The organism is Duganella sp. Root336D2 (genome assembly GCF_001425005.1).
GTDB lineage: Bacteria > Pseudomonadota > Gammaproteobacteria > Burkholderiales > Burkholderiaceae_D > Rugamonas.
In genome coordinates this window covers 347090-369113 of the sequence record NZ_LMDB01000012.1, presented here as the reverse complement: position 1 = coordinate 369113, position 22024 = coordinate 347090, and the positions used below count along the sequence as shown (strand labels likewise).

Here is a 22024-nt window from a genome sequence, read left to right as displayed (position 1 = left end):
ATAATGGATATCAAAAAACTGCAAACCCTCGTCGTGGACGCCCTGGAAGACGTGAAGGGCCAGGAAATCGTCGTATTCGACACCACCGGCTTGACCAGCCTCTTTGACCGCATCGCCATCGCTTCCGGTACCTCCAACCGCCAGACCAAGGCACTGGCTGCCTCGGTGCGCGACAAGGTCAAGGAAGCCGGCGGCGACGTGATCGGCATCGAGGGTGAAGACACCGGCGAATGGGTGCTGGTGGACCTGGGCGACATGATCGTCCACATCATGCAGGCGCCGATCCGCGCTTACTACCGCCTGGAAGAAATCTGGGGCGAAAAGCCGGTGAAACTGGGCGCCGCCAAGCGCAAGTCGACCACTGAAGGCAAGGAAGCGGCCGCCAAGGAAGCCACGCCGAAGAAATCCGGCCACCTGGCCGCCACCAAGCCTGCCAAAGCCGCCGAACCCGTGATCGAGAAGAAGACGGCTGCCAAGAAGCCGGGCACCGCCAAGGCAACCGCCGCTGCCGGCGCCGTAGCGAAGAAAGCTGCCGCCAAAAAGGCTGCGCCGAAGGTGGTCGCACCGGAAGGCAAGAAAGTGAAGGTCGCTTCCACCAAGACCGCCGAGGCAAACGTCAAGGCCGCCAAGGAGAAGAAAGCCGCCGCCGCCGCCGCAACGCCGGTCAAGACCGTCATCAAGCGCCTGAAGAAGGCTGCAGCGGCTGAGTAAGCCCCGTGCAGCTGATTATCGCTGCGGTCGGCCACAAAATGCCGGCCTGGATCGAGAATGGCTTCACCGAATACGTGAAGCGCATGCCGCCGGAATTGCGCATCGTGCTGAAGGAAATCAAGCCCGTCGAGCGTTCCGGCAGCAAGACCGCCGCCACCGCCATGGCCCTGGAACGGGAGCGCATCGAGGCGGCATTGCCGAAATCGGTGCGCATCATCGCCCTCGATGAGCGCGGCAAGGACCTGACCAGCGTGGGTCTGTCCCAGCAGCTGGAGGCCTGGCAGCAGGATGGCCGCGATACCGCCTTCCTGATCGGCGGCGCCGATGGCCTCGATCCGGGGCTGAAAGCCAAGGCGGAAGGCTTGCTTCGCCTGTCCAGCCTGACCCTGCCGCATGGCATGGTGCGCGTCATGTTGGCCGAACAGTTGTACAGGGCGTGGACAATTACACAAAACCACCCTTATCATCGTGTCTAACCCTTAAGGCATCTGATGAAACTGGTCGAAAAGAAGATCTACCTGGCTTCCAAGAGTCCACGCCGGCGCGAATTACTGCGCCAGATTGGCGTGGACTTTGAGTTGCTATTGCTGCGCAACGACGGCCCGCGCGGGCCGGACGTCAGCGAAAACGTCCATTCCGGCGAGGAGCCGCTGGTGTATGTCGGCCGGGTGGCCCAGGAAAAAGCCGATTTTGCCTGGGACATGATCCAGCGCCGCCGCCTGATCCTGCGTCCCATCCTGGCGGCCGACACCACCGTCACCATCGACGGCGACATCCTCGGCAAGCCGGCCAATGTGCGCGAGGCTAGCGACATGCTGCACAAGCTGTCGGGCCGCACCCACCAGGTACTGACTTCGGTGGCCGTGCATTCGCAGGACTTTTCCGGCCATATCACCCAGGTCTCCGAGGTCCGCTTCGGCAAGCTGACGGAGGCCGAAATCAAGACTTACTGCGCCACCACCGAGCCTTACGACAAGGCCGGCGGCTATGGCATCCAGGGCCTGGCCGCCCTGTTCGTTGAACACATCGAAGGCAGCCACTCCGGCATCATGGGCCTGCCGCTGTATGAAACGGCGCAACTGTTGCGCCAGGCAGGATTGAAACTCCCCTGATGAACGAAGATATCCTCATTAATATCACCCCGCAGGAAACCCGCGTTGCCCTCATCATGCAGGGCGCCGTGCAGGAACTGCATATCGAGCGCACGCTGACGCGCGGCCTGGCGGGCAATGTCTATTCCGGCAAAGTGGTGCGGGTGCTGCCCGGCATGCAGTCGGCCTTCATCGACATCGGCCTGGAGCGCGCAGCCTTCCTGCACGTGGCCGATATCTGGGAGGCGCGTCCGCATGACGGCGCCCAGAACGCGACCCCGACCCCGATCGAAAAACTGCTGTTCGACGGCCAGGTGCTGACCGTGCAGGTGATCAAGGACCCGATCGGCACCAAGGGCGCGCGCCTGTCGACCCAGATCTCGATTGCCGGCCGCATGCTGGTCTACCTGCCGCAGGACGGCCATATCGGCATCTCGCAAAAGATCGAGAAGGAAGCCGACCGCGAAGCCCTGCGCGCGCGCATGCAAGGCCTGCTGCCGGACGACGAAAAAGGCGGCTACATCGTGCGCACCCAGGCCGAAGACGCCTCGGACAGCGACCTGCAGGCCGACATCGAATACCTGCGCAAGACCTGGGGCGCGATCTGCCACGGCGCGCGCACCCGCCCGCCGACTTCCCTGCTGCACCAGGACTTGAACCTGGCGCAGCGCGTGCTGCGCGACTTCGTGCACGACGAGACGGCAACCATCCAGGTCGATTCGCGCGAGAACTTCCTGGCGCTGACGGAATTCAGCCGCGTCTACACGCCGTCGGTCCTGTCGCGCTTGCAGCACTACACCGGCGAGCGCCCGCTGTTCGACCTGTACGGCGTGGAAGAAGAAATCCACCGCGCGCTGGGCCGCCGCGTCGACCTCAAGTCCGGCGGCTACCTGATCGTCGACCAGACCGAGGCCATGACGACCATCGACGTCAATACCGGCGGTTTCGTCGGCGGCCGCAATTTTGCCGACACCATCTTCAAGACCAACCTGGAGGCGGCGCATGCCATCGCGCGCCAGCTGCGCCTGCGCAACCTGGGCGGCATCATCATCCTCGACTTCATCGACATGGAGAACAACGAGCACCGCAACGCCGTGCTCGCGGAACTAAAGAAGGCACTGGCGCGCGACCGCACCAAGGTGTCGGTATCCGGCTTCTCCGCGCTGGGCCTGGTGGAGATGACCCGCAAGCGCACGCGCGAATCGCTGGCCCACATCCTGTGCGAACCCTGCCCCGCCTGCGAAGGCAAAGGCCAGGTCAAGACCTCGCGCACGATTTGCTACGAGATCCTGCGCGAGCTGCTGCGCGAGGCCAAGCAGTTCAACCCGCGCGAATTCCGTATCCTCGCTTCGCAGGAAGTGGTCGACCTGTTCCTCGAGGAAGAGTCGCAGCACCTGGCGATGCTGGGCGACTTTATCGGCAAGAAGATTTCACTGCAGGTTGAAACCAGCTACCACCAGGAACAGTACGACGTCATTCTGATGTAGTCCTGATCGGCACGGCGCCATGGCGCGCCAGGATGGCCTGCCATGCCGGGTCGCGCTGCAGCTCCTGCACTGCCGCCGCGATGCGCCGCGCGGTCCTGGGCGGCAAGCTAGGCGACAACAGGATATGGCGCAGGAAGTCGCCGCCCGGTTCCGGCGCTGCGACCAGCTGCTGCAATTCCGGCGACGCCTCTGCCAGCGCGCGAAAATGCAGGCGATTCACCACGGTAAAATCAATGCGGCCGGCCAGCAGCTTACGCAGGTTGTTGGCCTCATCGCCGACCTCTTCGATATGCAGCTCGCCGCGCCGCTCCATGCTATCCAGGAAACGGTAAACGTGGCCGCGCACAGCGCCAAAGCGCATTCCCCGCAACGATGCCGGCAGATCGCTGGCAGGGACATTCCCGGCCTTGAACAGCACTACATTGTGGTCCAAGAACAGGGGTGCGCTCCAGTCGTAACGCTTGGCCAGCGCCTCGTCGAGGAAGCCTGGCGACAGGAACAGCGCAATTCCATCGATCCTTTTGTTGGACCGTCCCGCCATTGCGAGGAAGCGGGCGCGCGGCACATTTTCCAGCACGAACTGGTCTTCGCCCATGTGGCGGTTCAAGGCCGACACCAACTCAGCGGCCAGTCCCCTTCCATCCGCTTGTACGAAGGGCGGATTCAGGTAGGTGTTATAGGCCGTATAGGTTGCAGCTACGCCCCAGGCGGGCCAGGCCAGCAGCAACAGCAAGCCATTGCGAAGCAGGTTTGGCATGCTCCTATGCTAGCCCGAAAGTGCAAGAAATGCCGAAAGTTACCTTGCAAATATAAATGTTCCGATTTGCATATTAACAATTCTCTTGCTGAACACAAACGGATTTAGCGTTACCATCGTGGAACAAATGGCAGCGATGAACTGTCACAAAGTCCGGGGAGATCACGATGAAGAACATGAAAATTGGCGCACGCCTTGGCCTGGCCTTTGCCGTGGTACTGCTGCTCCTGGCCGTGATGACGGTGGTCGGCATCATGCGCCTGCAAAGCGCCAGCGCGAAGACCGAGGCCCTGGTGGCCGAAAATGTGCGCAACGAGCGCCTGGTGGCCGAGTGGCAGAAGGTGGTCGAAGTCAATGCTGCCCGCACCACGGCGGCATATATGGTGTCCGATCCGGAGCAGCAGAAGTCCATCGAAGCGCAAATGAAGGCCGCCTCCGGCCGCGCTACCGAAATCCAGGACTTGCTGGCCAAGCTCCTGGCCCATCCCGCATCGCGCAGCGCCTACGAAAAAGTGCTGGACAACCGCAAAGCCTATGTCGAACAGCGCAAGGCCGTCTACAAAGCCAAGGCCGACGGCGATAAGGAAACGGCGCAGCGCCTGTTCGTCGACATGGAAGCGCGCCGCGTCAGCTATCTGGGCGCGCTCGATGAAGTGACGCAAGCCGAGCATCGCAACCTCGATGCGCTGGCCGCTGAAATCCAGGCCAGCAACCGTAGCGGCCGCAACCTGCTGATCATGCTGGGCATGGCGGCTGTCACCCTGGGCGTGGGCTTCGCCTGGCTGACCACCCACTCTATCGTCAAGCCGCTCAACCAAGCCGTCAAGATCGCCCAGACCGTAGCGGATGGCGACTTGAGCCGCCGCATCGAAGCGCACGGCGAGGACGAAGCGGGCCAGCTCCTGAAAGCCCTGAAGTCCATGAACGACAGCCTGGCCGGCATCGTCAGCGAAGTACGCCACGGCACCGAGAGCATCGCCACCGCTTCGCAGCAGATCGCCTCCGGTAACCACGACCTGTCGGCGCGCACCGAACACCAGGCCAGTACGCTGGAACAGACAGCATCGTCGATGGAAGAGCTGACTTCCGCGGTGCGTACCAATGCCGACAATGCGCGCACGGCGCGCGAACTGGCCGCCACCGCCTCCGACGTGGCGACGCGCGGCGGCAGCGTGGTGAGCGAAGTGGTTCACACCATGGGTTCAATCAACGCGGCCTCGACCAAGATCGTCGACATCATTGGGGTCATCGACGGCATCGCGTTCCAGACCAATATCCTGGCGCTGAATGCCGCCGTGGAAGCGGCGCGCGCCGGCGAACAGGGGCGCGGCTTTGCGGTGGTGGCGAGCGAGGTGCGCAGCCTGGCGCAGCGCAGCGCGCAGGCGGCCGGAGAGATCAAGGCATTGATCAACAACACGGTGCAGCAGGTGCAGGCCGGCAGCGAACTGGTGAACCAGGCCGGCAGCACCATGGATGAAGTGGTGGCCAGCATCCAGCGCGTCACCTCCATCATGTCGGAGATCGCGTCCGCCAGCAGCGAGCAGACGGTCGGCATCGAGCAGGTCAACCAGGCGATCGTGCAGCTTGACAATGTGACGCAGCAGAATGCCGCGCTGGTGGAACAGGCGGCAGCGGCGGCCAGCGCCATGCAGGACCAGGCCGGCCGTTTGACCGGCCAGGTCGGCCGCTTCAAACTGGCCTGATTACTTCCTCTCCACTGCCGGCGGCGATGCCGTCGCAGCGCCCACGCTGAAGTAGCCATCGAAGCGGCGGTCGTTGCCGCCGAAGCCGATGCTCCGGGCAGGGGTGGCGCCAGTGGGCTCGTTACCGGCGAGCGGACTGGCATCGCAATACGGCGAGCACGTCCATGCGTTGCCGCGCGTGTAGCGGGCGTTCAGGCTGAGAACATTCTTCGACCTGGCCTGGATGTACTGGCCGAATGGAACCGAAGCGTAGACATCGCCCTTGCCAGCCGATACTTGTGCATGGACCCCGCCCACCAGGACCAGGTTGTAGCCGTTTTCCAGCCGGTGCTGCAGGAAGTTCTCCCCCATCCCGGCATTGATATCGGCGACGCCATACAGCGGCGCGAAGCCGACCACCTGCACGCCTTTCAGTGCACGGTGCAGTTCCAGCATGGCCCGGCTGGTGCGGCCATCAAGCCTGCGCCAGCGCGGCGACGACAGCAAAGCGGCTTCATCGATCTCGCCGCGAAGATATTGCGCCGTGTGCTCGGTGTCCGAAGCGTCGAATTCCAGGAACACCCTGACCGGCTCGCCGTGCTCGACGAACTCGCGTACGCAAGCCGAGAAGAATGCAGGAATCTCATTGGTGCCGTGCATCTCGCCGAAAATGACCGTACCCGACTGCGGCAAGCGTTCCTTCAAGGCGGCATGGCAGTTCGCCTGTGCAGTTGGCATGGCGCATACCAGCGCAGCAAGCAATCCAGGCACATAAAGTTTCTTCATACGTCGCGCTCTCTTGGTTTGTTAAGGTGTTTTTTTGCGGAACGCGGACGAAATCCGGTCCCGCGGAATTAGCAAGAGCCCAGGGCAGTCGCCGTTCGCGGAATCGTCACCCTATGCCTGCGCCTTATTTGATAAAACGGGCGTAAATCCAGCCGGCCATTGCTGCCACGCCGACAGTCGCAAAGCGGGTCAGCCAATCCCTGCTGCGCTGCCGGCTGGCCATCTTGCGCGATAGCTCCGCAGCTTCCGCAATCAAGCCGCTGTCGTCGGGGTGATGGTAGGTTTGGTCTGGGGCACGATAGGTTTCGAGTTCATCGCCCCGTACGCGGGCACCCAGCAAGCCGGCAAGGTCAATCATCAGGCGCAGGAACTCCTCGCTGGGGCTCTTGGCCCACAGTTCTCCATCTTCCAGCAACATGATCTCACTCTCGCCGTCCCTGGCCGGCTGGTAGACCTGGGGGTCCGGCTGCGCGTCCCCGTCGAATGCGAGGCGGCCGGACATCCGGCCGACCGCCAGCGACACCTCCTCCAGCCGGATGGGATCGGAAGCAGTGCGCAAAATTGAGATGTGATAGCCCATACGGGCCGAGTATAGCGTTAATGTTTAGGCAATATCCTATCGAAAAATCACAGTCAGGATGCTGGCCAGCGCCTGCGGCTGTTCGAGGGGAATCAGGTGGCCCGCGTCGGGCACGGTCACCAGCTTTGCGCCGGGAATGCCGTCGGCCAGTTCGCGCGCCTCTTCGGCGCGGCGCAGCTGGTCTTGGGCTGCCGCAACCACCAGGGTCGGACATCGGATATCGGGCAGGCGGCCGGTATCGGCCTCGCGCACGATCAGCGACTGGCGCACGAAGACCTCGCGGCCGAGGCGTTCGCCCATCAGGCGCACCTGCGTCAGCAGCGCTTCGTTGGCGGAGTTATCCGGGTGCAGCGATTGCGCGATGGCGGCGCGCCCCAGGCCGCGGAAGGTGCCGATCGGCCTGGCGCGGGCTGCCTTGCTGCGCTGTTCAACCTGCAGCGGCAAATCGGCCCGGCTGGAAGTGGCGACCAGCGCCAGCGACTGCACGCGCCCGGGTGCCAGCCGCACCACTTCGCGCGCGACGTAGCCGCCCATCGAGAAGCCAAGCAAGCTGAATTGCGGCGGGCAGTGCGCCAGCACGGCCTGCGCCATGGCGGCGATGGAATCGCCTTCGGCCAGGCTGGCGAAATGCAGCGGGAGTGCGGCAGGCAGGAACGGCAGCATGCCATCCCATAAGGCATCGTCCAGCATGTAGCCGGGAATCAGGACCAGCGGTATCATGCCGCGATTATATCCGCGGCATGACACCGCCGGCTGGGCTCAGTGCCCCATCATCTCATTCCACTGCGGCAGCAAGACGATGCTGTTGGGATTCAGGCCGGCGTTCTTCAGCGTATCCATGCTGGTGACGACGGTGCCGGCCTGCAGGTCGACCACGGTGACCGATCCATCGCTCATGCCCGGCAGGTTAAGCAGGGCATTCTGTACGAAGGCATATTTGCCGTCCTTGGTAAAGGCCACATGGTGGGCCCCTTCTGCTGCCGGGATGGACTTGAGCAGCCTGGGCTCTCCTGCCTTGGCCGATATATCGAAGACATGCAGTTGCCCCGGCTTGGCGCTGGTCACATACATGCGCGTGGCGGCCTTGTTGAAGTAGAGCTCCAGCGGCACGCCTGCCTTGGCGTCGGCAAAGTCATACACCTGCGCCACCTCGAAATCCTTCTTGTCCTTGTTCCAGCTGGCCGTCCATAGCGTACCGCCATACATATTGGTGATGTAGGCTACAGCCGGTTTCGCATTCGGCACGAACAGGATTTCCACCGGCGCCTCGCCGGCCGGCGAAGCTTTCTTCGACACCTTGTAGGTGCCAAGCACCTTGCCGGTGCTGGCCTCCACCGCGCTGATCACCTCCCCCGCATCGCCCAGGTCGGAGGCGCGCACGGTCGACGTGAGCAGGATGCGGTCGGCCGCACCGGAAACGGCCAGCCCATGCGGATACGGCGCCGCCACCTTGATGGTGGATAGCACTTTGTCGCTATGGGCGTCGCCCACCACCATGGCCTGGCTTCCCATGCAGCTCACATACCAGCGTTTGTGGTCCGGCGAGAAAGCCATGTCCTCGCCCACGCTGCAGTCGGGAATGCTGACGGTGGTCATGGCATAGTCCCTGGACTTCATGTCCATCACGCGCAGCTCGGTCTTGCCCAGCGCCGTGATGTAGGCCTTGCTCATGTCGTGGTTGTAGAAAATATGGTGCGCCACCAGGTCGGCCGGCAGCGGGATGTCCTTGACGATCTTGCCGAAAGTCCTGGAGTTGGGGTCGACATCGACAATCGCGATGCCTTCCTTGCGCGCCGCCGGCGCCACCGGGTTCTTGAGCGCCTTGAGCGACTCGGCGGACTTGCTTTCATAATTCATCATCGCCAGGATTTCAGCGCTGGCCAGGGCCGGAATGCCCAAGGCGACCGCGAGGGGAAGCAGGAAACGGATACGCATGGTCCACTCCTTCTTTTGCAGGGTCAGGCATTGAATATTACGCCTGCCGCACTAGAATCTCCATATGCGCCTGCCCTGCCCCCACTGGCTGTTTGCAACCCTGACGCTGTTGGCGGGGATTCCTGTATGGGCCGCGCAACAAAGTGCCAGTTTCGACGTCAAGCAGCAGCGCATTGCCAACCCGGCGCCCACGGTGCGCGTGCCGCAGGGCGACACGCTGGTGCTGGAATTGCGCAGCGACGCCCCGCTGGAGCTGCACCTGCACGGCTATGACCTGATGTTCTCGCTCAAGCCCGGCGCACCGGGACGCCTGCAACTCCAGGCGCGAGTGCTCGGCCGCTTCCCCCTGGCGGCGCATGGCAAGGGCCAGCACCATGCCCCGGCCCTGCTTTACGTGGAAGTTACTCCCAGATGAAGCGCTGGCTGCTGGCAGCCATTCCCTTGCCCGCGCTGGCGCATGGATTCGGCCAGCGCTTTGATTTGCCGCTGCCCTTGTGGATGTTCATGGGCGGGGCCGGCGCCACAGTGGCTGCCACCTTCCTGCTGCTGGCGCGCCAGCGCAATATGCAGCCGCGTGCGCCGGAACGGGCTTTCACGCTGCTGGAACGAATTCCGCTGGCCAGCGTGCTGGCGACGGCCTTGCGGCTGGCGGTGCTGGCGCTGTACCTGCTGGTGATCTGCGCCGGCTTTGCCGGCGCACAGAATCCGTTCAAGAATATTGCGCCGGCCATGGTGTGGGCTATCTGGTGGGTCGGCATGGCCTTCGTCTCGGCCCTGCTGGGCGACTTGTGGGCGCTGGTCAATCCGCTCGACACCGTGTACCGCTGGACCCTGGGCGAGCGCCCCGCCAAGCTGGCCTGGCCGCAATGGGCCGGCGTGTGGCCGGCCGCCCTGCTGTTCCTCGCCTTCGTGAACATGGAATTGAACTGGGAAGGCAGCGAGCAGCCGGCCAGCCTGGCCGCTGCAATGCTGGCCTACTCCTGCCTGTCCTGGCTGGCCATGTTCCTGTTCGGGCGCCGCACCTGGCTGGCGCACGGCGAAGTGTTTGCGGTGGTATTCGGCCTGCTGGCGCGCTTTGCACCAAACCAGGTGCACAATGGACGCTGGCAATTGCGCCCTTTCGGCGCCGGCTTGCTGCTGCAGGCGCCGCTCGGCTGGTCGCATATCGTGCTGGTGATGCTGATGCTGGCTTCCGTCAGCTTCGACGGCCTGCTGGAAACCCAGGCGTGGCTGGACCTGCAGGGCGCACTGGCACTGCCGCCCGCCTTGCTGCGCGGCGCAGCGCTATGCCTCCTGCCGGCGGTATTCCTGCTGGCTTACCTGGCCGTGTGCCGCGCGATTGCCTGGTGCGGCGGCGGTGCGGCGCTGGCGGCGACCGCCGGCTGGTATGTGCTGACCTTGGTGCCCATCGCGATTGCCTACCACTTCGCCCATTACCTGTCCTTCCTGGCGATGGCGGGGCAATACCTGGTCCCCCTGGCTTCCGATCCGCTCAACCTTGGCTGGGACCTGTTCGGCACCCGCTTCTATTTCATCCGGCTGGGCATCGTCGATGCGCGCATGGTCTGGTATGTGTCGCTGTTCGCCATCGTGGCGGGACATGTGGCGGCGGTATGGCTGGGACACCAGACCGCCTTGCGCCAGTTCGGGCCGCGCGCCACCCGCAGCCAGTTGCCGATGCTGGCGCTGATGGTGGCTTACACCCTGCTGAGCCTTTGGATCATCGCCCAGCCGATCGTCAACGGCTGAGCATTGGCTGCAGCACCTGCCACACCTGGCCGGCGCTGATGCCGTGCATGCAGTTCTGGTGGCCGAGCGGGCATTCGCGCTGGCGGCATGGCGAGCACTCCAGGCGCAGCGAAATCGAGGCCGCCAGCTCGGAGAATGGCGGCGCGTGATCCGGATCGGTCGGACCGTAAATGGCGATCACCGGCCGGTTCAGCGCCGAAGCCACGTGCAGCAGGCCGGAATCGTTGCTGACCACGGCGGCCGAACGGGCGATCAGGGCGATGGCATCGGACAGGCTGGTCTTGCCGGCCAGGCTGGACAGGCCAGCCGGTGCCCCGGCGGCAGCAATGACTTCATCGCATGTCGGGCCATCTTTGGGCGAACCCAGAAGCGCAACCTGGGCTTGCGGGTCGCGCGCCAGGATGTGCTGCGCCAACTGGCCGAAATGCGCAGGCGGCCAGCGCTTGGCTGCGCCGAATTCGGCGCCCGGCGCAAACACCACCAGCGGGCGCGCCGGGTCCAGGCCAACCTTGGCGCAAGCAGCGGCAACCTGCTCGCCGCTGGCGGCCATGCGCGGCTTGGGCAGGCCGCCATGCAGCGGCGCCCCCGGCGCATCGGCCAGCGCCGCGTAAAACGGCACCATCGGCCGCGGCGGCGTGTCGTCGTGGTGCATCACATTGATCAAGCCATAACGGCTCTCGCCCTTGTAGCCGACGCGGCGCGCAATACCGGCCAGCCAGGGAATCAGGGCGTATTTCAGGGTGTTGGGCAGGATGTAGGCGTCGGCATAGCCGCGCTGGCGCAGCAGGCGCGCGTAGCGCCAGCGCTCCTTCAATTGCAGCGCGCCATGGCGGAACGGGGTTTCCAGCACCTCGGCCACTTCCGGCATCTGGCGCCAGGCCGGCGACACGGCCGGCGGCGCCAGCACGTCGATCGGGCGCTCCGGATGCAGCGCTTTCAGGCGCTGCAACAGCGGCTGCGCCATTACGGCGTCGCCGATCCAGTTGGGGGAGATCACCAGCGTCCTCATTGGCGCCCCTCCTGTTCAGCACAGCCGGTGGCGCGCACCCGGCGCTGATATACTGCCGGATTGGCGCCCGCCGGCAGGACGGCATTTTTTATTAATCTTTTAGCATCCATGCAACAAGCTTCAACCATCTCGTTAATTATCACCACATACAATCGTCCGGACGCCCTGTCGGCCGTGGTGGAGGCCTGCTTTGCACAGGACGATCAAAATTTCGAGATCATTATCGCCGATGACGGATCGACCAACAACACGCGGGAAACCGTCGCCGCCCTGCAGGCGCGCTCGCCGGTGCCGTTGCAGCACGTGTGGCAGGAGGATCTCGGTTTTCGCGCCGCGCGGGCGCGCAACCTGGGCACCCTGGCGGCGCAGGGCGAATACATCATCTTTATCGATGGCGATTGCGTGCCGCAGAAGGACTTCGTGGCCAACCACCGCCGCCTGTCCAAGCGCGGCTACGTGGTGACGGGCAGCCGCGTGCTGCTGAGCGAAGCCTATACGCGCCGCCTGCTGGAGCAGCACCTCGATATCCAGCGCGCGCGCGCGCTGGAAAAACTCAAGCTTTACCTGGCCGGCAACGCCAACAAATTCCTGCAAACGATGCTGACCCTGCCGAACCTGGGCCGTGAAAGCAAGCGCTTCACCTGGCGCCGCATCAAGAGCTGCAATATGGCGGTATGGCGCAGTGACCTGGACCTGGTGAACGGCTTCGACGAAAGCTTCACCGGCTGGGGCCATGAAGACTCCGACCTGGTGCTGCGCCTGTTCAATGCCGGCGTCATGCGCAAGAGCGGCGCCTTCGCCACCGAGGTATATCACCTGTGGCACCGCGAAGCGAAACGCGACCAGGAATCGAGCAACCGCGCGGTGGTGCTGCAGCGCGCCGTCGACAAGACCACGCAAGCCGTGACCGGCTTGCGCGAGCTGGGCGCAAGCGCAGCCTAGTCGCGCTAGCCTAGTCGCGCAGCGCGACGCGCACCAGGTCGGCCACGTTATCCACGCCCAGCTTGGCCATCAGGCGCGCCTTGTGCACTTCCACGGTGCGTACGCTGATGTTCAGCTGGGGGGCGATTTCGCGGTTGTGGCGCCCCATGACCACCAGTTCGAAGACTTCACGCTCGCGCGGGGTCAGTTCGTCCAGCAGCTGGTCGCGCTGCTGGCGGCGGTCCTGGTCCTGGCGCTGGCGCAGCTGCATCGAAAACGCTTCCTCGATGGCGGCAATCAGCTTGTCGTCGTCGAACGGCTTTTCCAGGAAATCGACAGCGCGCGCCTTGAACGCTTCGCGCGCCGAGCTGACGTCGCCGTGGCCGGTCACGATAATCACCGGCAGCAGGCAGTTCATCTCATTGAGCTTGCGCTGCAAGGTCAGCCCGTCCATGCCGGACATGCGGATATCGGCCACCAGGCAGCCCGCCCATTCGGGCAGCCAGGCATGCAGGAACGCTTCGGCACTGGCAAAAACGGCGGTACGGTAGCCGCGCACCCCCAGCAGCAGGCCAAGGGCGTCGCGCAGCGAAGGATCATCGTCGACGATGAAAACGGTAAGGTTTGACAAGGCTATTCTCCAGAGTCCAGCGCCGGCAGTATAAAACGAAAGACGCCGTGATCGGCAACTTCCGCCCATAAAGTTCCGCCGTGCGCCTCGACGATGGAGCGGCTCAGCACCAGTCCCAGGCCCATGCCGCTGGCCTTGGTCGATACGAAGGGCTCGAACAGGCGTCCCGCCGCCTGCTGCGTCAGGCCATCGCCGCTGTCTTCCACCGTGAAGCGCAGCTTGCCGCCGATATTCTCGGCCGCGAGGCGGATGCGGCGCTGCCCCGCCGGGCGCATGCGCACTGCATCCAGAGCGTTGGCCAGCAGGTTGCGCAGCACCAGTTCCACCTGCAGGCGATCGACCTGCACCGCCAGCGCCGGCGCCTCGTCGATTGAGACCTGCACCCCGTGTTCCGCAAACTGCGGCCGGAACTGCTGCACAATACCGGACTGCAAGGCGGCCGCGCCGACGGTTTCGAGCTGCATGGCGCCGGTGCGGAAGAAGTCGCGCAGCCGGCGCACCACTTCCGCCGCGCGCGCCGATTCATTGATCATCTGCCCGATCGCGTTCTTCAGCACATCGCCCGCATCGCCGCGCGCCAGCAGGTGCTCGCAAGCCTTGCCGTACACCGCCAGCGCCGTCATCGGCTGGTTCAGCTCATGCGCCAGGGCGGCCGCCATTTCGCCCGCCGCGGCCAGGCGCAAGGTCTGCTTCAGTTCTTCCGCCACCTGGCGCCGCTCGTCGACCACGATGCCGATGAAGAAGCCCACCAGCGCCAGCACGGCATCGAGCATCTGCAGTTCGGAGACGGTGATGTTATTGGCGCTGTTGGCCCTGACCAGGGCCACGATGGCGAGCTGCAGCACGAACACCACCAGCGCCGCGCCATGCACGCCCTGGCGCGAAGCGGCCCAGATCAGCGGCAGGAACAGGAAATAGAAGTGCTTGAATTCGGCCGTCATGATATAGCCGAACACCGCCCACAGAACGAAAATCGCCAGCGCCAGGTAGCCCAGGGTTTCCGGCTTCCAGGTGGCCTCGCGCAGGCGTACCCGGTCTTGCGGGTTGGCCAGTTTCCACAGCAGCGGCATGCTGACCACCACCCCCACCATGTCGCCGAAACCGAAACGCCAGGCGGCGCGCAGCCAGTCGCTCCAGGGCACCAGGCCAAGCCAGGCCAGCAGGCTGATATGGCCGACCGCGTTCAGCAAGGTGCCGGCGGCAACGATCATCAGCCAGCGGTAGAAACTCGAGCGCGAACTGAAGATGGTGCCGCCGCCGAGCGCGCGGCGCAGGCATTCGCCCAGCAAGCCGTAGCCGCAGATCAGCCAGGCGGCTGTGAGCAGGGTGCCGGCCAAGCCGCCCGGCAGGCCGCGCACCAGGACATCGCCCGTCACCAGGGCGGCAAACCACGGCAGCGCCGCGCGCCGGCCATACACCAGCCAGAACACCAGGCCGAGTGCTGTGTCCGGGTTCCAGGGCGTGATGTTCAGGCCAAGCAGCGGCTCGACGTAAGTGATCCAGTCGAACAGCAGGTAAGCGGCAAAGAATCCGGTGGCCGGCAGCAAAAACGGAAAACGCATAAAGCCCACTATATCATTGAACTTGAGCAATCATCCGGCGTGCGGGTTTGTTGATCCATGTTAATTTTGCTGTTTCCAGTGCAGCGCGCCGGCAAATCTTGCATGGCCACAGCCATGCAAGCGGAGTAGAATCAAAGCGTTACGCCAGCCTGTGCGTAGGACTAGTTGAAGGGAGATGAAGATGCGCCTGGATATCTACCGCCGTGCCGAACATGACGGCATTTTTTCCTACCTCGCCGTACCCGAGGGCAAACCCATCCCACAGGAAGCCATCAACACCGACTGGCTGCCAGCCGAGCAATCGCTGGAAGTCGACGATGATGTGCAAGGCCTGCCTGATTACCACATCGACCGGCTGACCCAGCAGATGGGCAGCAAAGGCTACGCCATTACCGGCTTGAAAGACATGTAAGCGCGGCGGCGTCAGTCGCCGAACAGCTCGTCAAGCCCGGCGGGACGCGTTCCGGCCTGCGGCTTGGCGCGTCCCTTGCGGCCTGTGAACTCTTCCTCGATATTGTCGCGGTAAAAGCTCCAGGCGCTGCCCGAGGCCGACAGGCGCTGCCACACGTCGCGCCCGACGCCGTCGTAATCGATGGCGCTGCCGTCGTCGAACTCGACGCGCAGCACGCGTGCGCGCTCGTCGTAACCAATGGCGCGCAGCTTGCCTGCGTTGATGCGTTTCATTTCCATTTCATTGTCCCTTTCCGAGCCGGCGCGCCGCGCGCGCCACCAGTTCATGTGCTTCCGCAAACAGCGCCGGCTGCGCCGCGGCGCAAGCGGCACGTTCGGCGGCGATGCGCTGGCGGTCCTGCTCCAGGTTCTGCAAGGTCAGCGCCATGCCAAAACCATCCTGCGGCGCGCCAGCCAGCATGCGCCGCAGCATCTCTTCACCCAGCGCCGGCTTCTGGTGCCCGGCCTCCCAGTACCAGTGCGTCGTGCCCTTCCGGTTCGGTCCCGGAATCGCTTCGCAATTGAATTCGCCGAAGCCGCTGAAGTCGTGCACCGTGATCTGCGCTTGCGGGTAACGGGTGCGCGCGGCCTGCGCCTCCTCCAGTACGATACGTTTCCATTCCTCGAAGCGCTGCCACATGCCGCTCGCTTCATACAGCGCCAGCATCTGCGCGTGATAAGCGTACACCATCAGGCGCAGGTCGACGCCGGGATTATCGCTCGCCGCCGCATCGACCAGGGCGCGCAATTCGGCGCGCAGCCCTTGCCGGTCAAGCCCGCCCGGCGCTTTCTTCACCAGCGAGGCCGCATTCTCTTCCGCGCGCTGGCGAAAGATCTTGTAGTAGCCGTCGTAGCGCACAAATTTGATGTACTGGTGCAGCGGGTTCAGGCCGCGCTCCGTCATGGTTTCGGCCTCGCGGTCGCCCTGCATGGCAAAGGTGGCTGCCGCATCGCGCAAGGCGGACAGCGAAAACAGGCTTTCCACACGCCAGCCCAGTTTGCCAGCCCCTGCTACCGGCGGTTTGCGCGCGCCGCCTTGCTGGCCCGGCGCCAGCAAGGCGTCGTGGAAATCGAGGCCGGCAATCACGCGCGAAGGCGAGATGCCGAGGCTGCGCAAGTACTGCAACTGCCCTACCGCCACCATGGTGCCGGTGCCCGCCAGCCCGAGGTTGTAGGCGCCGCCGCCCAGCAAGGGGCTGTCCGGATCGAAGCCGACTTCAACCCGCGAATTCCCGACCAGGAACTGGGTCGCGCCCAGGCGCCGGGCGCCGGCCAGCTTGATCTCGTTACGGAAGTGCTGCGGCACCGGTTTTTCCGCATTCAGGCCGGGCTTGCGCACCACGCCATACAGGCCATAGGGGTCGGCCAGCATCACCACGCCGGCCACCAGCAGCAGGCCCGCCAGCATGGCCAGGCCCAGTTTGCGCAAATAATGATGGTGCAAAGCGTTGCACATGGTCAGAACTGGAAATAAAGGAATTCGCTCGGCCGCGACAGGGCCAGCAGGCAAAACACGGCCAGCAGGCCGGTCACCAGCGCCGGACGCGGCGCCGGCAGCCAGGCCAGGCGCGCCGGGGCCGCCGTGCCGTCATGATCCAGCGCAGGCTCGAAGCGATGCATGATTTGCTGCGTATTCGGCGCCAGGAAAGCGACCAGCGCGGCCAGCAGGACCCAGCACCATGTTTCAATGAACTGGGTGGCGCCGCCCAGCGTCCACTTGATTCCCAGCGCGGCCAGCGCATCGTGCAGGCCGCCCAGGCGCGCGCCGATAGCATCCGGCAGCGCGACGCCATACTGGCCTGACATGCCGCCCACGATGCGCATGGCCGAGGGCAGGTCGGCGGCGCGGAAGAACACCCAGGCATAAGCCACGGCAGCGAAGGTCAGCGCCCGGGCCGCAACCGCCCCTGCCTTGCCGGCGCCTTGCCAGCCAAGGCGCGCCCTGAGCATCTGCCATGCGTGCGCAATCATCAGGTAGGCGCCGTGCAGGCCGCCCCACAGCACGAAATTCCAGCTGGCGCCGTGCCACAGGCCGCCCAGCAGCATGGTCGCCATCAGGTTCGCTTCGGCGCGCACTGCGCCATGGCGGTTGCCGCCCAGTGGAATGTACAGGTAGTCGCGCAGGAAGCGCGACAGGGTCATATGCCAGCGCCGCCAGAAGTCGACGATATTGCGCGATTTGTAGGGCGAGTTGAAGTTCAGCGGCAGGTGCACGCCGAACATGCGCGACAGGCCGATCGCCATGTCCGAATAGCCCGAGAAATCGAAATACAGCTGGAAGGAATAAGCCAGCACGCCGCCCCAGGCCATCAGCAGGGTCGGCTCGCCAGGCGCCGCGAACAGCGCGTTGGCGTACGGCGCCAGGGTGTCGGCCAGCAGTGTTTTCTTGGCCAGGCCGATAATGAAGATGGTGGCGCCGACCGAGAAGTTTTCGGCGCTCGGCAAGGCGTTCCGCGGGTCGGCGAACTGCGGCATCATTTCCTTGTGGTGCAGCACCGGCCCGGCCACCAGGTGCGGAAAGTAGGTCACGAACAGCAGGTAGTGGATGAAGCGTCCTTCCTGCACGAAACCGCGCGCCGTGTCGACCAGGAAGGCGATCTGGGTGAAGGTGAAGAACGATATGCCGATCGGCAGCACCACCTGCAGCAGTTCCGTATGCTGGCCGGTCAGGCTGGTGTAGAAGAAGTTGGCGTACTTGTAGTAGCCGAGCAGCGCCAGGTTGGCCGCCACGGCGCCGCCCAGCCAGCAGCTGCGCGCCCTGCCCTGCGCGCGCCGGATGGCCTGGGCGCAGCCATAGTTGGCGACGATGGAGCCGAGCAGCAGCGGCACATAGCGCACCTCCCACCAGCCGTAGAAAAACAGCGACGCCAGCGCCAGCCACGCCACGCCCCAGGTCGGGTGGCGGCGTGCCAGCAGGAAGTAGCCGACCAGGGCGATCGGCAAAAAACCCAGCAGGAAGCTGAAAGAATTGAACAACATGATCGGTAGTGGCCACCATGAGGAATGGAGCGGTACTACCGGATTATGTTGAACTATTAATAACTATGGCGCACGATACTGTTGGGTTGGCTTAGCGCCCCATCTTAATACTCGATGGCGACTTCCTGTGCTCCCAGGCCCTGTTCCAGGGCGATCTTCAGCGCATCGGACGGCGCCACGCGCCAGTCGTCGCCAAGCTGCAACACACAGTCGATGCCTTGCGGCTTGACGCGCATCGACACGGGCAGGCCGTATTCGTCGCGGTGCGGGCCGAGGATCTCGGCCAGCCTGGCCGGCGCCACGGCCTTCGGCAGGGCCAGGCCGATCTGGCGGCCGAACTGGATGCGCGCCGCGGTGATGTTGTAGACCTTTTCCGCCGAAATGCGCAGGCCGCCGGAGAAGCGGTCTTCCGACACCTTGCCCGTCACGCACAGGAATTCGTCTTCCTTGAACATATGCTTGTTCGGCTCGAAGACTTCGTTGTACACCGTGACTTCAACCACGGCGGTCTTGTCGTCCAGCGTGACGATCAGCAGCTTGCCGCGCTGGGTCATCTGGGTACGGATGCCGGAAACGACGCCGCACATCATGCGCGGTTCGCGCGACGGCTCCAGTTCGGACAGCTTGGTGCGGGCAAAGCGGCGCGCTTCCGCCGCGTAGGAGTCGAACATGTGGCCGGACAGGTAGTAGCCCAGCGCGATCTTCTCTTCCGCCAGCTTTTCGCGGTCGGTCCATGGCGTCGCCTGCACATAATCAGGCGGCGCCACCAGGTCGGAATCGTCGCCGCCGAACAGGCTGACCTGGTTGGCCGACTTGGCTTCCTGGTCCGCGTATTCCATGGCGAAGCCGACCGAGGCAAACAGCGCCGCCCGGTCGACGCCAAAGCCGTCAAACGCACCGGCGCGGATCAGGGCTTCGATGGTGCGGCGGTTCATCTGCTTCTTGTCGACCCGCTTGCAGAAGTCGAACAGGCTGGTGAACGGGCCGCCCGAGGTGCGCGAGGCGATGATCGCTTCGATCGCGTTCTGTCCCGCGCCTTTCACGCCACCCAGGCCGTAGCGGATCCTGGTCGCCTTCTTGCCCGGCTCGCCGTCCGGACGGAAGTGGTAGGCCGACTGGTTGACGTCCGGCGGCAGGATGGTCAGGCCGCAGACGTCGATCGAGTCCTCGACCAGGATCTTGACCTTCTCGGTATCGTCCATGGCCAGCGACATGTTGGCTGCCATAAACGCTGCGGTGTGGTGGTGCTTCAGGTAGGCGGTATGGTACGACAGCAGCGCGTAGGCGGCCGCGTGCGACTTGTTGAAGCCGTAGCCCGCGAACTTTTCCATCAAGTCGAAGATCTCGTCGGCCTTCTCGACGGTCAGGCCGCCTTCTTGCGCGCCCTTGCGGAAAAGCTCGCGGTGCTCCGCCATCTCCTCGGCTTTTTTCTTACCCATGGCACGGCGCAGCATGTCCGCGCCGCCCAGCGAGTAGCCGCCGATGATCTGCGCCATCTGCATGACCTGTTCCTGGTACACCATGATGCCGTAGGTTTCGGACAGGATGCCCTCGGTGCGCGGATCGGGGTAGTCGAACTTTTCGCCGTGCTTGCGCTTGCAGAAGTCCGGGATCAGGTCCATCGGGCCCGGGCGGTACAGTGCCACCAGCGCGATAATGTCTTCAAAGCGGTCGGGACGCGCGTCCTTCAGCATGCCCTGCATGCCGCGCGATTCAAGCTGGAACACGGCGACGGTTTTCGCCTTGGTCAGCAGCTCGTAGGTCGGGCGGTCGTTCAGCGGCAGCTTGGCCAGGTCGAAATCGGACAGTTCGGGATCGAGATCCTTGATGTAGTTGACGGCGCGGTCCAGGATGGTCAGCGTGGTCAAGCCCAGGAAGTCGAACTTCACCAGGCCGATCGCCTCCACGTCGTCCTTGTCGAACTGCGACACCACGCCGGTATCGCCGGACTGGGTGTACAGCGGGCAGAAGTCGGTCAGCTTGCCCGGTGCGATCAGCACGCCGCCGGCGTGCATACCGATGTTACGGGTGATGCCTTCGACCTGCTGCGCCAGGTCCAGCAACTGGCGCACTTCCTCCTCGTTTTCCTGGCGCTCCTTGAGCAGCGGCTCTTCTTCGATCGCTTCCGCGATCGACACCGGTTTGCCAGGCTTGAACGGGATCAGCTTCGACACCCCATCGCAGAACATATAGCCGAAATCCATCACGCGGCCCACGTCGCGGATCGCGCCTTTCGCCGCCATGGTACCGAAGGTGGCGATCTGCGATACCGCCTCGCGCCCGTACAAGTCCTTCACGTGCTGGATCACCAGTTCGCGTTTTTCCTGGCAGAAGTCAATATCGAAGTCGGGCATCGATACCCGCTCCGGGTTCAGGAAACGTTCGAACAGCAGGTTGTACTTCAACGGATCCAGGTCGGTAATCTTCAGCGCATACGCCACCAGCGAGCCGGCACCGGAGCCGCGGCCCGGGCCGATCGGCACGCCGTTGTTCTTGCCCCACTGGATGAATTCCGCAACGATCAGGAAGTAGCCCGGGAACTTCATCTTGATGATGGTGTCGTTCTCGAATTTCAGGCGCGCCTCGTAGCGCGGGCGCTCCTTCTCGCGTTTCTCCGGATCGGGGAACAGCTGCACCAGGCGCTCTTCCAGGCCCCTGGTCGTCTCCGACACCAGGAATTCGTCGATGGTCATGCCCGGGGTCGGGAAGTTCGGCAGCTGCGGCTTGCCCAGCACCAGCGACAGGTTGCAGCGCTTGGCGATCTCCACCGAGTTTTGCAGCGCCGCCGGCAGGTCGTGGAACAGCTCCGCCATTTCCGCCTGGGTCAGGAAGCGCATCTGCTCGTTGAAGCGCTTGACGCGCTTGGCGTTGGCCAGCATCTCGCCTTCCGCGATACAGACACGCGCCTCGTGGGCGATATATTCTTCCCGCGACAGGAACTGCACCGGGTGCGTCGCCACCACCGGCAGGCCAAGCCTGGCCGCAATCGCCACCGACTGGCGCACTTGGACTTCCTGGTTGGCCTGGCCGGCGCGCTGGATCTCGACGTAGAAATGGCCGTTCGGGAAAATCTCCGCCCATTTCCGGGCATTGGCTTCAGCCAGTTCCAGGTTGCCGTTCTCGATGGCCTGGCCGATATCGCCGAAATGAGCGCCGGACAAGGCGATCAGGCAGTTGCGCGGATCTTCGTCCGGCAGCAGAGGGTACTGCTTGTTGGGCAAGTCGCGCAGCCACTCGGTGCGGATTTCTGCGCGCCCCTTCCACTGGTTGTTCAACCACGCTTCGGACAGCAGCTCACACAGCTGCAGGTAGCCCATGCGGTTCTTCGCGAACAGCATGATGCGGTGCGGTTTGTCGCGGTTGTCGTCGTTGGTGATCCAGGTATCGACACCGACGATCGGCTTGATGCCCTTGCCGCGCGCCGCCTTGTAGAAGCGCACCATGGCGAACATATTGGCCAGGTCGGTGATGGCCAGGGCGCCCTGGCCATCCTTGACCGCCTTCTTGATCATGTCGTCATAGCGCACCAGGCCGTCGACAATCGAATATTCCGTATGGACGCGCAGGTGGACGAATTGCGGTCCCACGGGCGCGGCGGCTGGCGTGGCGTCTACTGGCTGGTCGATTGTTTCAATGCTCATGGGGGCAGGCGGATTTTAAGTCGAATATCCCCCTATTTTAACGCCTGAGCTGC

At 64.1% G+C, this 22024-nt stretch carries 21 protein-coding genes; 9 read left to right on the top strand and 12 right to left on the bottom strand.

Annotation, left to right across the window (positions count from 1 at the left end; all coding sequences use genetic code 11):
- Nucleotides 1-3: 3 nt before the first annotated feature.
- The 4 genes from rsfS to rng are packed head-to-tail and all read left to right on the top strand — an operon-like array spanning nucleotide 4 to nucleotide 3289.
- Nucleotides 4-711, top strand: a complete 708-nt coding sequence (gene rsfS, locus ASD07_RS11830) for a ribosome silencing factor (RefSeq protein WP_055929844.1) — start codon at nucleotides 4-6, stop codon at nucleotides 709-711.
- 5 nt (nucleotides 712-716) lie between these two features.
- Nucleotides 717-1187, top strand: coding sequence for a 23S rRNA (pseudouridine(1915)-N(3))-methyltransferase RlmH (rlmH, locus tag ASD07_RS11825; RefSeq protein WP_055929840.1), 471 nt, complete (start codon nucleotides 717-719; stop codon nucleotides 1185-1187).
- A gap of 15 nt (nucleotides 1188-1202) precedes the next feature.
- Nucleotides 1203-1823: a nucleoside triphosphate pyrophosphatase gene (locus ASD07_RS11820; protein ID WP_055929838.1), complete on the top strand. Its 621-nt coding sequence runs from the start codon at nucleotides 1203-1205 to the stop codon at nucleotides 1821-1823.
- Nucleotides 1823-3289 carry a ribonuclease G gene (gene rng, locus ASD07_RS11815; RefSeq protein ID WP_055929835.1) on the top strand — a complete coding sequence of 489 codons (1467 nt, stop codon included), beginning with the start codon at nucleotides 1823-1825 and terminating at the stop codon, nucleotides 3287-3289. The genes ASD07_RS11820 and rng overlap by 1 nt, the downstream gene beginning before the upstream one ends.
- Here rng and ASD07_RS11810 read toward each other — a convergent pair.
- Nucleotides 3276-4046, bottom strand: coding sequence for an ABC transporter substrate-binding protein (locus ASD07_RS11810; RefSeq protein ID WP_055929831.1), 771 nt, complete (start codon nucleotides 4044-4046; stop codon nucleotides 3276-3278). The genes rng and ASD07_RS11810 overlap by 14 nt on opposite strands.
- Nucleotides 4047-4213: 167 nt before the next feature.
- Here ASD07_RS11810 and ASD07_RS11805 point away from each other — a divergent pair, with 167 nt between their 5' ends.
- Nucleotides 4214-5749, top strand: coding sequence for a methyl-accepting chemotaxis protein (locus ASD07_RS11805; RefSeq protein ID WP_055929828.1), 1536 nt, complete (start codon nucleotides 4214-4216; stop codon nucleotides 5747-5749).
- Here ASD07_RS11805 and ASD07_RS11800 read toward each other — a convergent pair whose 3' ends face one another.
- From ASD07_RS11800 to ASD07_RS11785, 4 genes are all read right to left on the bottom strand, one after another.
- The gene (locus ASD07_RS11800) at nucleotides 5750-6514 is read right to left on the bottom strand and encodes a hypothetical protein (RefSeq protein ID WP_055929827.1); all 765 of its coding nucleotides are present in this window, start codon (nucleotides 6512-6514) and stop codon (nucleotides 5750-5752) included. It lies immediately after the preceding gene.
- A gap of 124 nt (nucleotides 6515-6638) precedes the next feature.
- Nucleotides 6639-7094, bottom strand: a complete 456-nt coding sequence (locus ASD07_RS11795) for a hypothetical protein (protein ID WP_055929823.1) — start codon at nucleotides 7092-7094, stop codon at nucleotides 6639-6641.
- A gap of 36 nt (nucleotides 7095-7130) precedes the next feature.
- Nucleotides 7131-7814: an alpha/beta fold hydrolase gene (locus ASD07_RS11790; RefSeq protein WP_229207122.1), complete on the bottom strand. Its 684-nt coding sequence runs from the start codon at nucleotides 7812-7814 to the stop codon at nucleotides 7131-7133.
- A 39-nt stretch (nucleotides 7815-7853) separates the two neighbouring features.
- Nucleotides 7854-9029: a YncE family protein gene (locus tag ASD07_RS11785; RefSeq protein WP_055929820.1), complete on the bottom strand. Its 1176-nt coding sequence runs from the start codon at nucleotides 9027-9029 to the stop codon at nucleotides 7854-7856.
- A gap of 64 nt (nucleotides 9030-9093) precedes the next feature.
- Here ASD07_RS11785 and ASD07_RS11780 point away from each other — a divergent pair, with 64 nt between their 5' ends.
- Nucleotides 9094-9444 (top strand): hypothetical protein, encoded by a 351-nt coding sequence (locus ASD07_RS11780; protein WP_055929817.1) that lies wholly within the window; start codon nucleotides 9094-9096, stop codon nucleotides 9442-9444.
- Nucleotides 9441-10778 (top strand): hypothetical protein, encoded by a 1338-nt coding sequence (locus ASD07_RS11775; RefSeq protein WP_055929814.1) that lies wholly within the window; start codon nucleotides 9441-9443, stop codon nucleotides 10776-10778. Before ASD07_RS11780 ends, ASD07_RS11775 begins: the two co-directional genes overlap by 4 nt.
- Here the strand turns inward: ASD07_RS11775 and waaF are convergent.
- A complete protein-coding gene (waaF, locus tag ASD07_RS11770) occupies nucleotides 10768-11787 on the bottom strand; it encodes a lipopolysaccharide heptosyltransferase II (RefSeq protein ID WP_055929812.1) in 1020 nt (339 codons plus the stop codon). The genes ASD07_RS11775 and waaF overlap by 11 nt on opposite strands.
- Before the next feature lie 108 nt (nucleotides 11788-11895).
- On the opposite strand from waaF, the gene ASD07_RS11765 reads away from it, so the two are divergent.
- Nucleotides 11896-12729: a glycosyltransferase family 2 protein gene (locus ASD07_RS11765; protein WP_055929809.1), complete on the top strand. Its 834-nt coding sequence runs from the start codon at nucleotides 11896-11898 to the stop codon at nucleotides 12727-12729.
- Between the two features lie 10 nt (nucleotides 12730-12739).
- Here ASD07_RS11765 and ASD07_RS11760 read toward each other — a convergent pair whose 3' ends face one another.
- Together ASD07_RS11760 and ASD07_RS11755 are read right to left on the bottom strand one after the other, a co-directional pair.
- Nucleotides 12740-13339 carry a response regulator transcription factor gene (locus tag ASD07_RS11760; RefSeq protein ID WP_229207121.1) on the bottom strand — a complete coding sequence of 200 codons (600 nt, stop codon included), beginning with the start codon at nucleotides 13337-13339 and terminating at the stop codon, nucleotides 12740-12742.
- 2 nt (nucleotides 13340-13341) lie between these two features.
- Nucleotides 13342-14901, bottom strand: coding sequence for an ATP-binding protein (locus ASD07_RS11755; RefSeq protein ID WP_055929807.1), 1560 nt, complete (start codon nucleotides 14899-14901; stop codon nucleotides 13342-13344).
- A gap of 181 nt (nucleotides 14902-15082) precedes the next feature.
- On the opposite strand from ASD07_RS11755, the gene ASD07_RS11750 reads away from it, so the two are divergent.
- Complete coding sequence (locus ASD07_RS11750; RefSeq protein WP_055931772.1) at nucleotides 15083-15313, top strand: DUF6139 family protein; 231 nt, start codon at nucleotides 15083-15085, stop codon at nucleotides 15311-15313.
- Between the two features lie 11 nt (nucleotides 15314-15324).
- On the opposite strand, the gene ASD07_RS11745 is transcribed toward ASD07_RS11750, so the two are convergent.
- The 4 genes from ASD07_RS11745 to dnaE all read right to left on the bottom strand — a co-directional run bounded on the left by ASD07_RS11745 (nucleotide 15325) and on the right by dnaE (nucleotide 21971).
- Complete coding sequence (locus ASD07_RS11745) at nucleotides 15325-15585, bottom strand: KTSC domain-containing protein (RefSeq protein WP_229207120.1); 261 nt, start codon at nucleotides 15583-15585, stop codon at nucleotides 15325-15327.
- A gap of 7 nt (nucleotides 15586-15592) precedes the next feature.
- Nucleotides 15593-16807: a hypothetical protein gene (locus ASD07_RS11740; RefSeq protein ID WP_055929801.1), complete on the bottom strand. Its 1215-nt coding sequence runs from the start codon at nucleotides 16805-16807 to the stop codon at nucleotides 15593-15595.
- A 2-nt stretch (nucleotides 16808-16809) separates the two neighbouring features.
- Nucleotides 16810-18330 (bottom strand): MBOAT family protein, encoded by a 1521-nt coding sequence (locus ASD07_RS11735; protein ID WP_055929799.1) that lies wholly within the window; start codon nucleotides 18328-18330, stop codon nucleotides 16810-16812.
- Between the two features lie 104 nt (nucleotides 18331-18434).
- Entirely contained in the window at nucleotides 18435-21971 is a 3537-nt protein-coding gene (dnaE, locus tag ASD07_RS11730) for a DNA polymerase III subunit alpha (protein ID WP_055929796.1), read from the bottom strand.
- Nucleotides 21972-22024: the final 53 nt, after the last annotated feature.

What these genes read in the sequence shown, in the direction of transcription:
- rsfS (WP_055929844.1), top strand. Translation starts at nt 4, where the DNA reads ATGGATATCAAAAAACTGCAAACCCTCGTCGTGGACGCCCTGGAAGAC.
- ASD07_RS11820 (WP_055929838.1), top strand. Translation starts at nt 1,203, where the DNA reads ATGAAACTGGTCGAAAAGAAGATCTACCTGGCTTCCAAGAGTCCACGC.
- rng (WP_055929835.1), top strand. Translation starts at nt 1,823, where the DNA reads ATGAACGAAGATATCCTCATTAATATCACCCCGCAGGAAACCCGCGTT.
- ASD07_RS11810 (WP_055929831.1), bottom strand. Translation starts at nt 4,046, where the DNA reads ATGCCAAACCTGCTTCGCAATGGCTTGCTGTTGCTGCTGGCCTGGCCC.
- ASD07_RS11805 (WP_055929828.1), top strand. Translation starts at nt 4,214, where the DNA reads ATGAAGAACATGAAAATTGGCGCACGCCTTGGCCTGGCCTTTGCCGTG.
- ASD07_RS11800 (WP_055929827.1), bottom strand. Translation starts at nt 6,514, where the DNA reads ATGAAGAAACTTTATGTGCCTGGATTGCTTGCTGCGCTGGTATGCGCC.
- ASD07_RS11795 (WP_055929823.1), bottom strand. Translation starts at nt 7,094, where the DNA reads ATGGGCTATCACATCTCAATTTTGCGCACTGCTTCCGATCCCATCCGG.
- ASD07_RS11790 (WP_229207122.1), bottom strand. Translation starts at nt 7,814, where the DNA reads ATGATACCGCTGGTCCTGATTCCCGGCTACATGCTGGACGATGCCTTA.
- ASD07_RS11785 (WP_055929820.1), bottom strand. Translation starts at nt 9,029, where the DNA reads ATGCGTATCCGTTTCCTGCTTCCCCTCGCGGTCGCCTTGGGCATTCCG.
- ASD07_RS11780 (WP_055929817.1), top strand. Translation starts at nt 9,094, where the DNA reads ATGCGCCTGCCCTGCCCCCACTGGCTGTTTGCAACCCTGACGCTGTTG.
- ASD07_RS11775 (WP_055929814.1), top strand. Translation starts at nt 9,441, where the DNA reads ATGAAGCGCTGGCTGCTGGCAGCCATTCCCTTGCCCGCGCTGGCGCAT.
- waaF (WP_055929812.1), bottom strand. Translation starts at nt 11,787, where the DNA reads ATGAGGACGCTGGTGATCTCCCCCAACTGGATCGGCGACGCCGTAATG.
- ASD07_RS11765 (WP_055929809.1), top strand. Translation starts at nt 11,896, where the DNA reads ATGCAACAAGCTTCAACCATCTCGTTAATTATCACCACATACAATCGT.
- ASD07_RS11755 (WP_055929807.1), bottom strand. Translation starts at nt 14,901, where the DNA reads ATGCGTTTTCCGTTTTTGCTGCCGGCCACCGGATTCTTTGCCGCTTAC.
- ASD07_RS11750 (WP_055931772.1), top strand. Translation starts at nt 15,083, where the DNA reads ATGCGCCTGGATATCTACCGCCGTGCCGAACATGACGGCATTTTTTCC.
- ASD07_RS11745 (WP_229207120.1), bottom strand. Translation starts at nt 15,585, where the DNA reads ATGAAACGCATCAACGCAGGCAAGCTGCGCGCCATTGGTTACGACGAG.
- ASD07_RS11740 (WP_055929801.1), bottom strand. Translation starts at nt 16,807, where the DNA reads ATGTGCAACGCTTTGCACCATCATTATTTGCGCAAACTGGGCCTGGCC.
- ASD07_RS11735 (WP_055929799.1), bottom strand. Translation starts at nt 18,330, where the DNA reads ATGTTGTTCAATTCTTTCAGCTTCCTGCTGGGTTTTTTGCCGATCGCC.
- dnaE (WP_055929796.1), bottom strand. Translation starts at nt 21,971, where the DNA reads ATGAGCATTGAAACAATCGACCAGCCAGTAGACGCCACGCCAGCCGCC.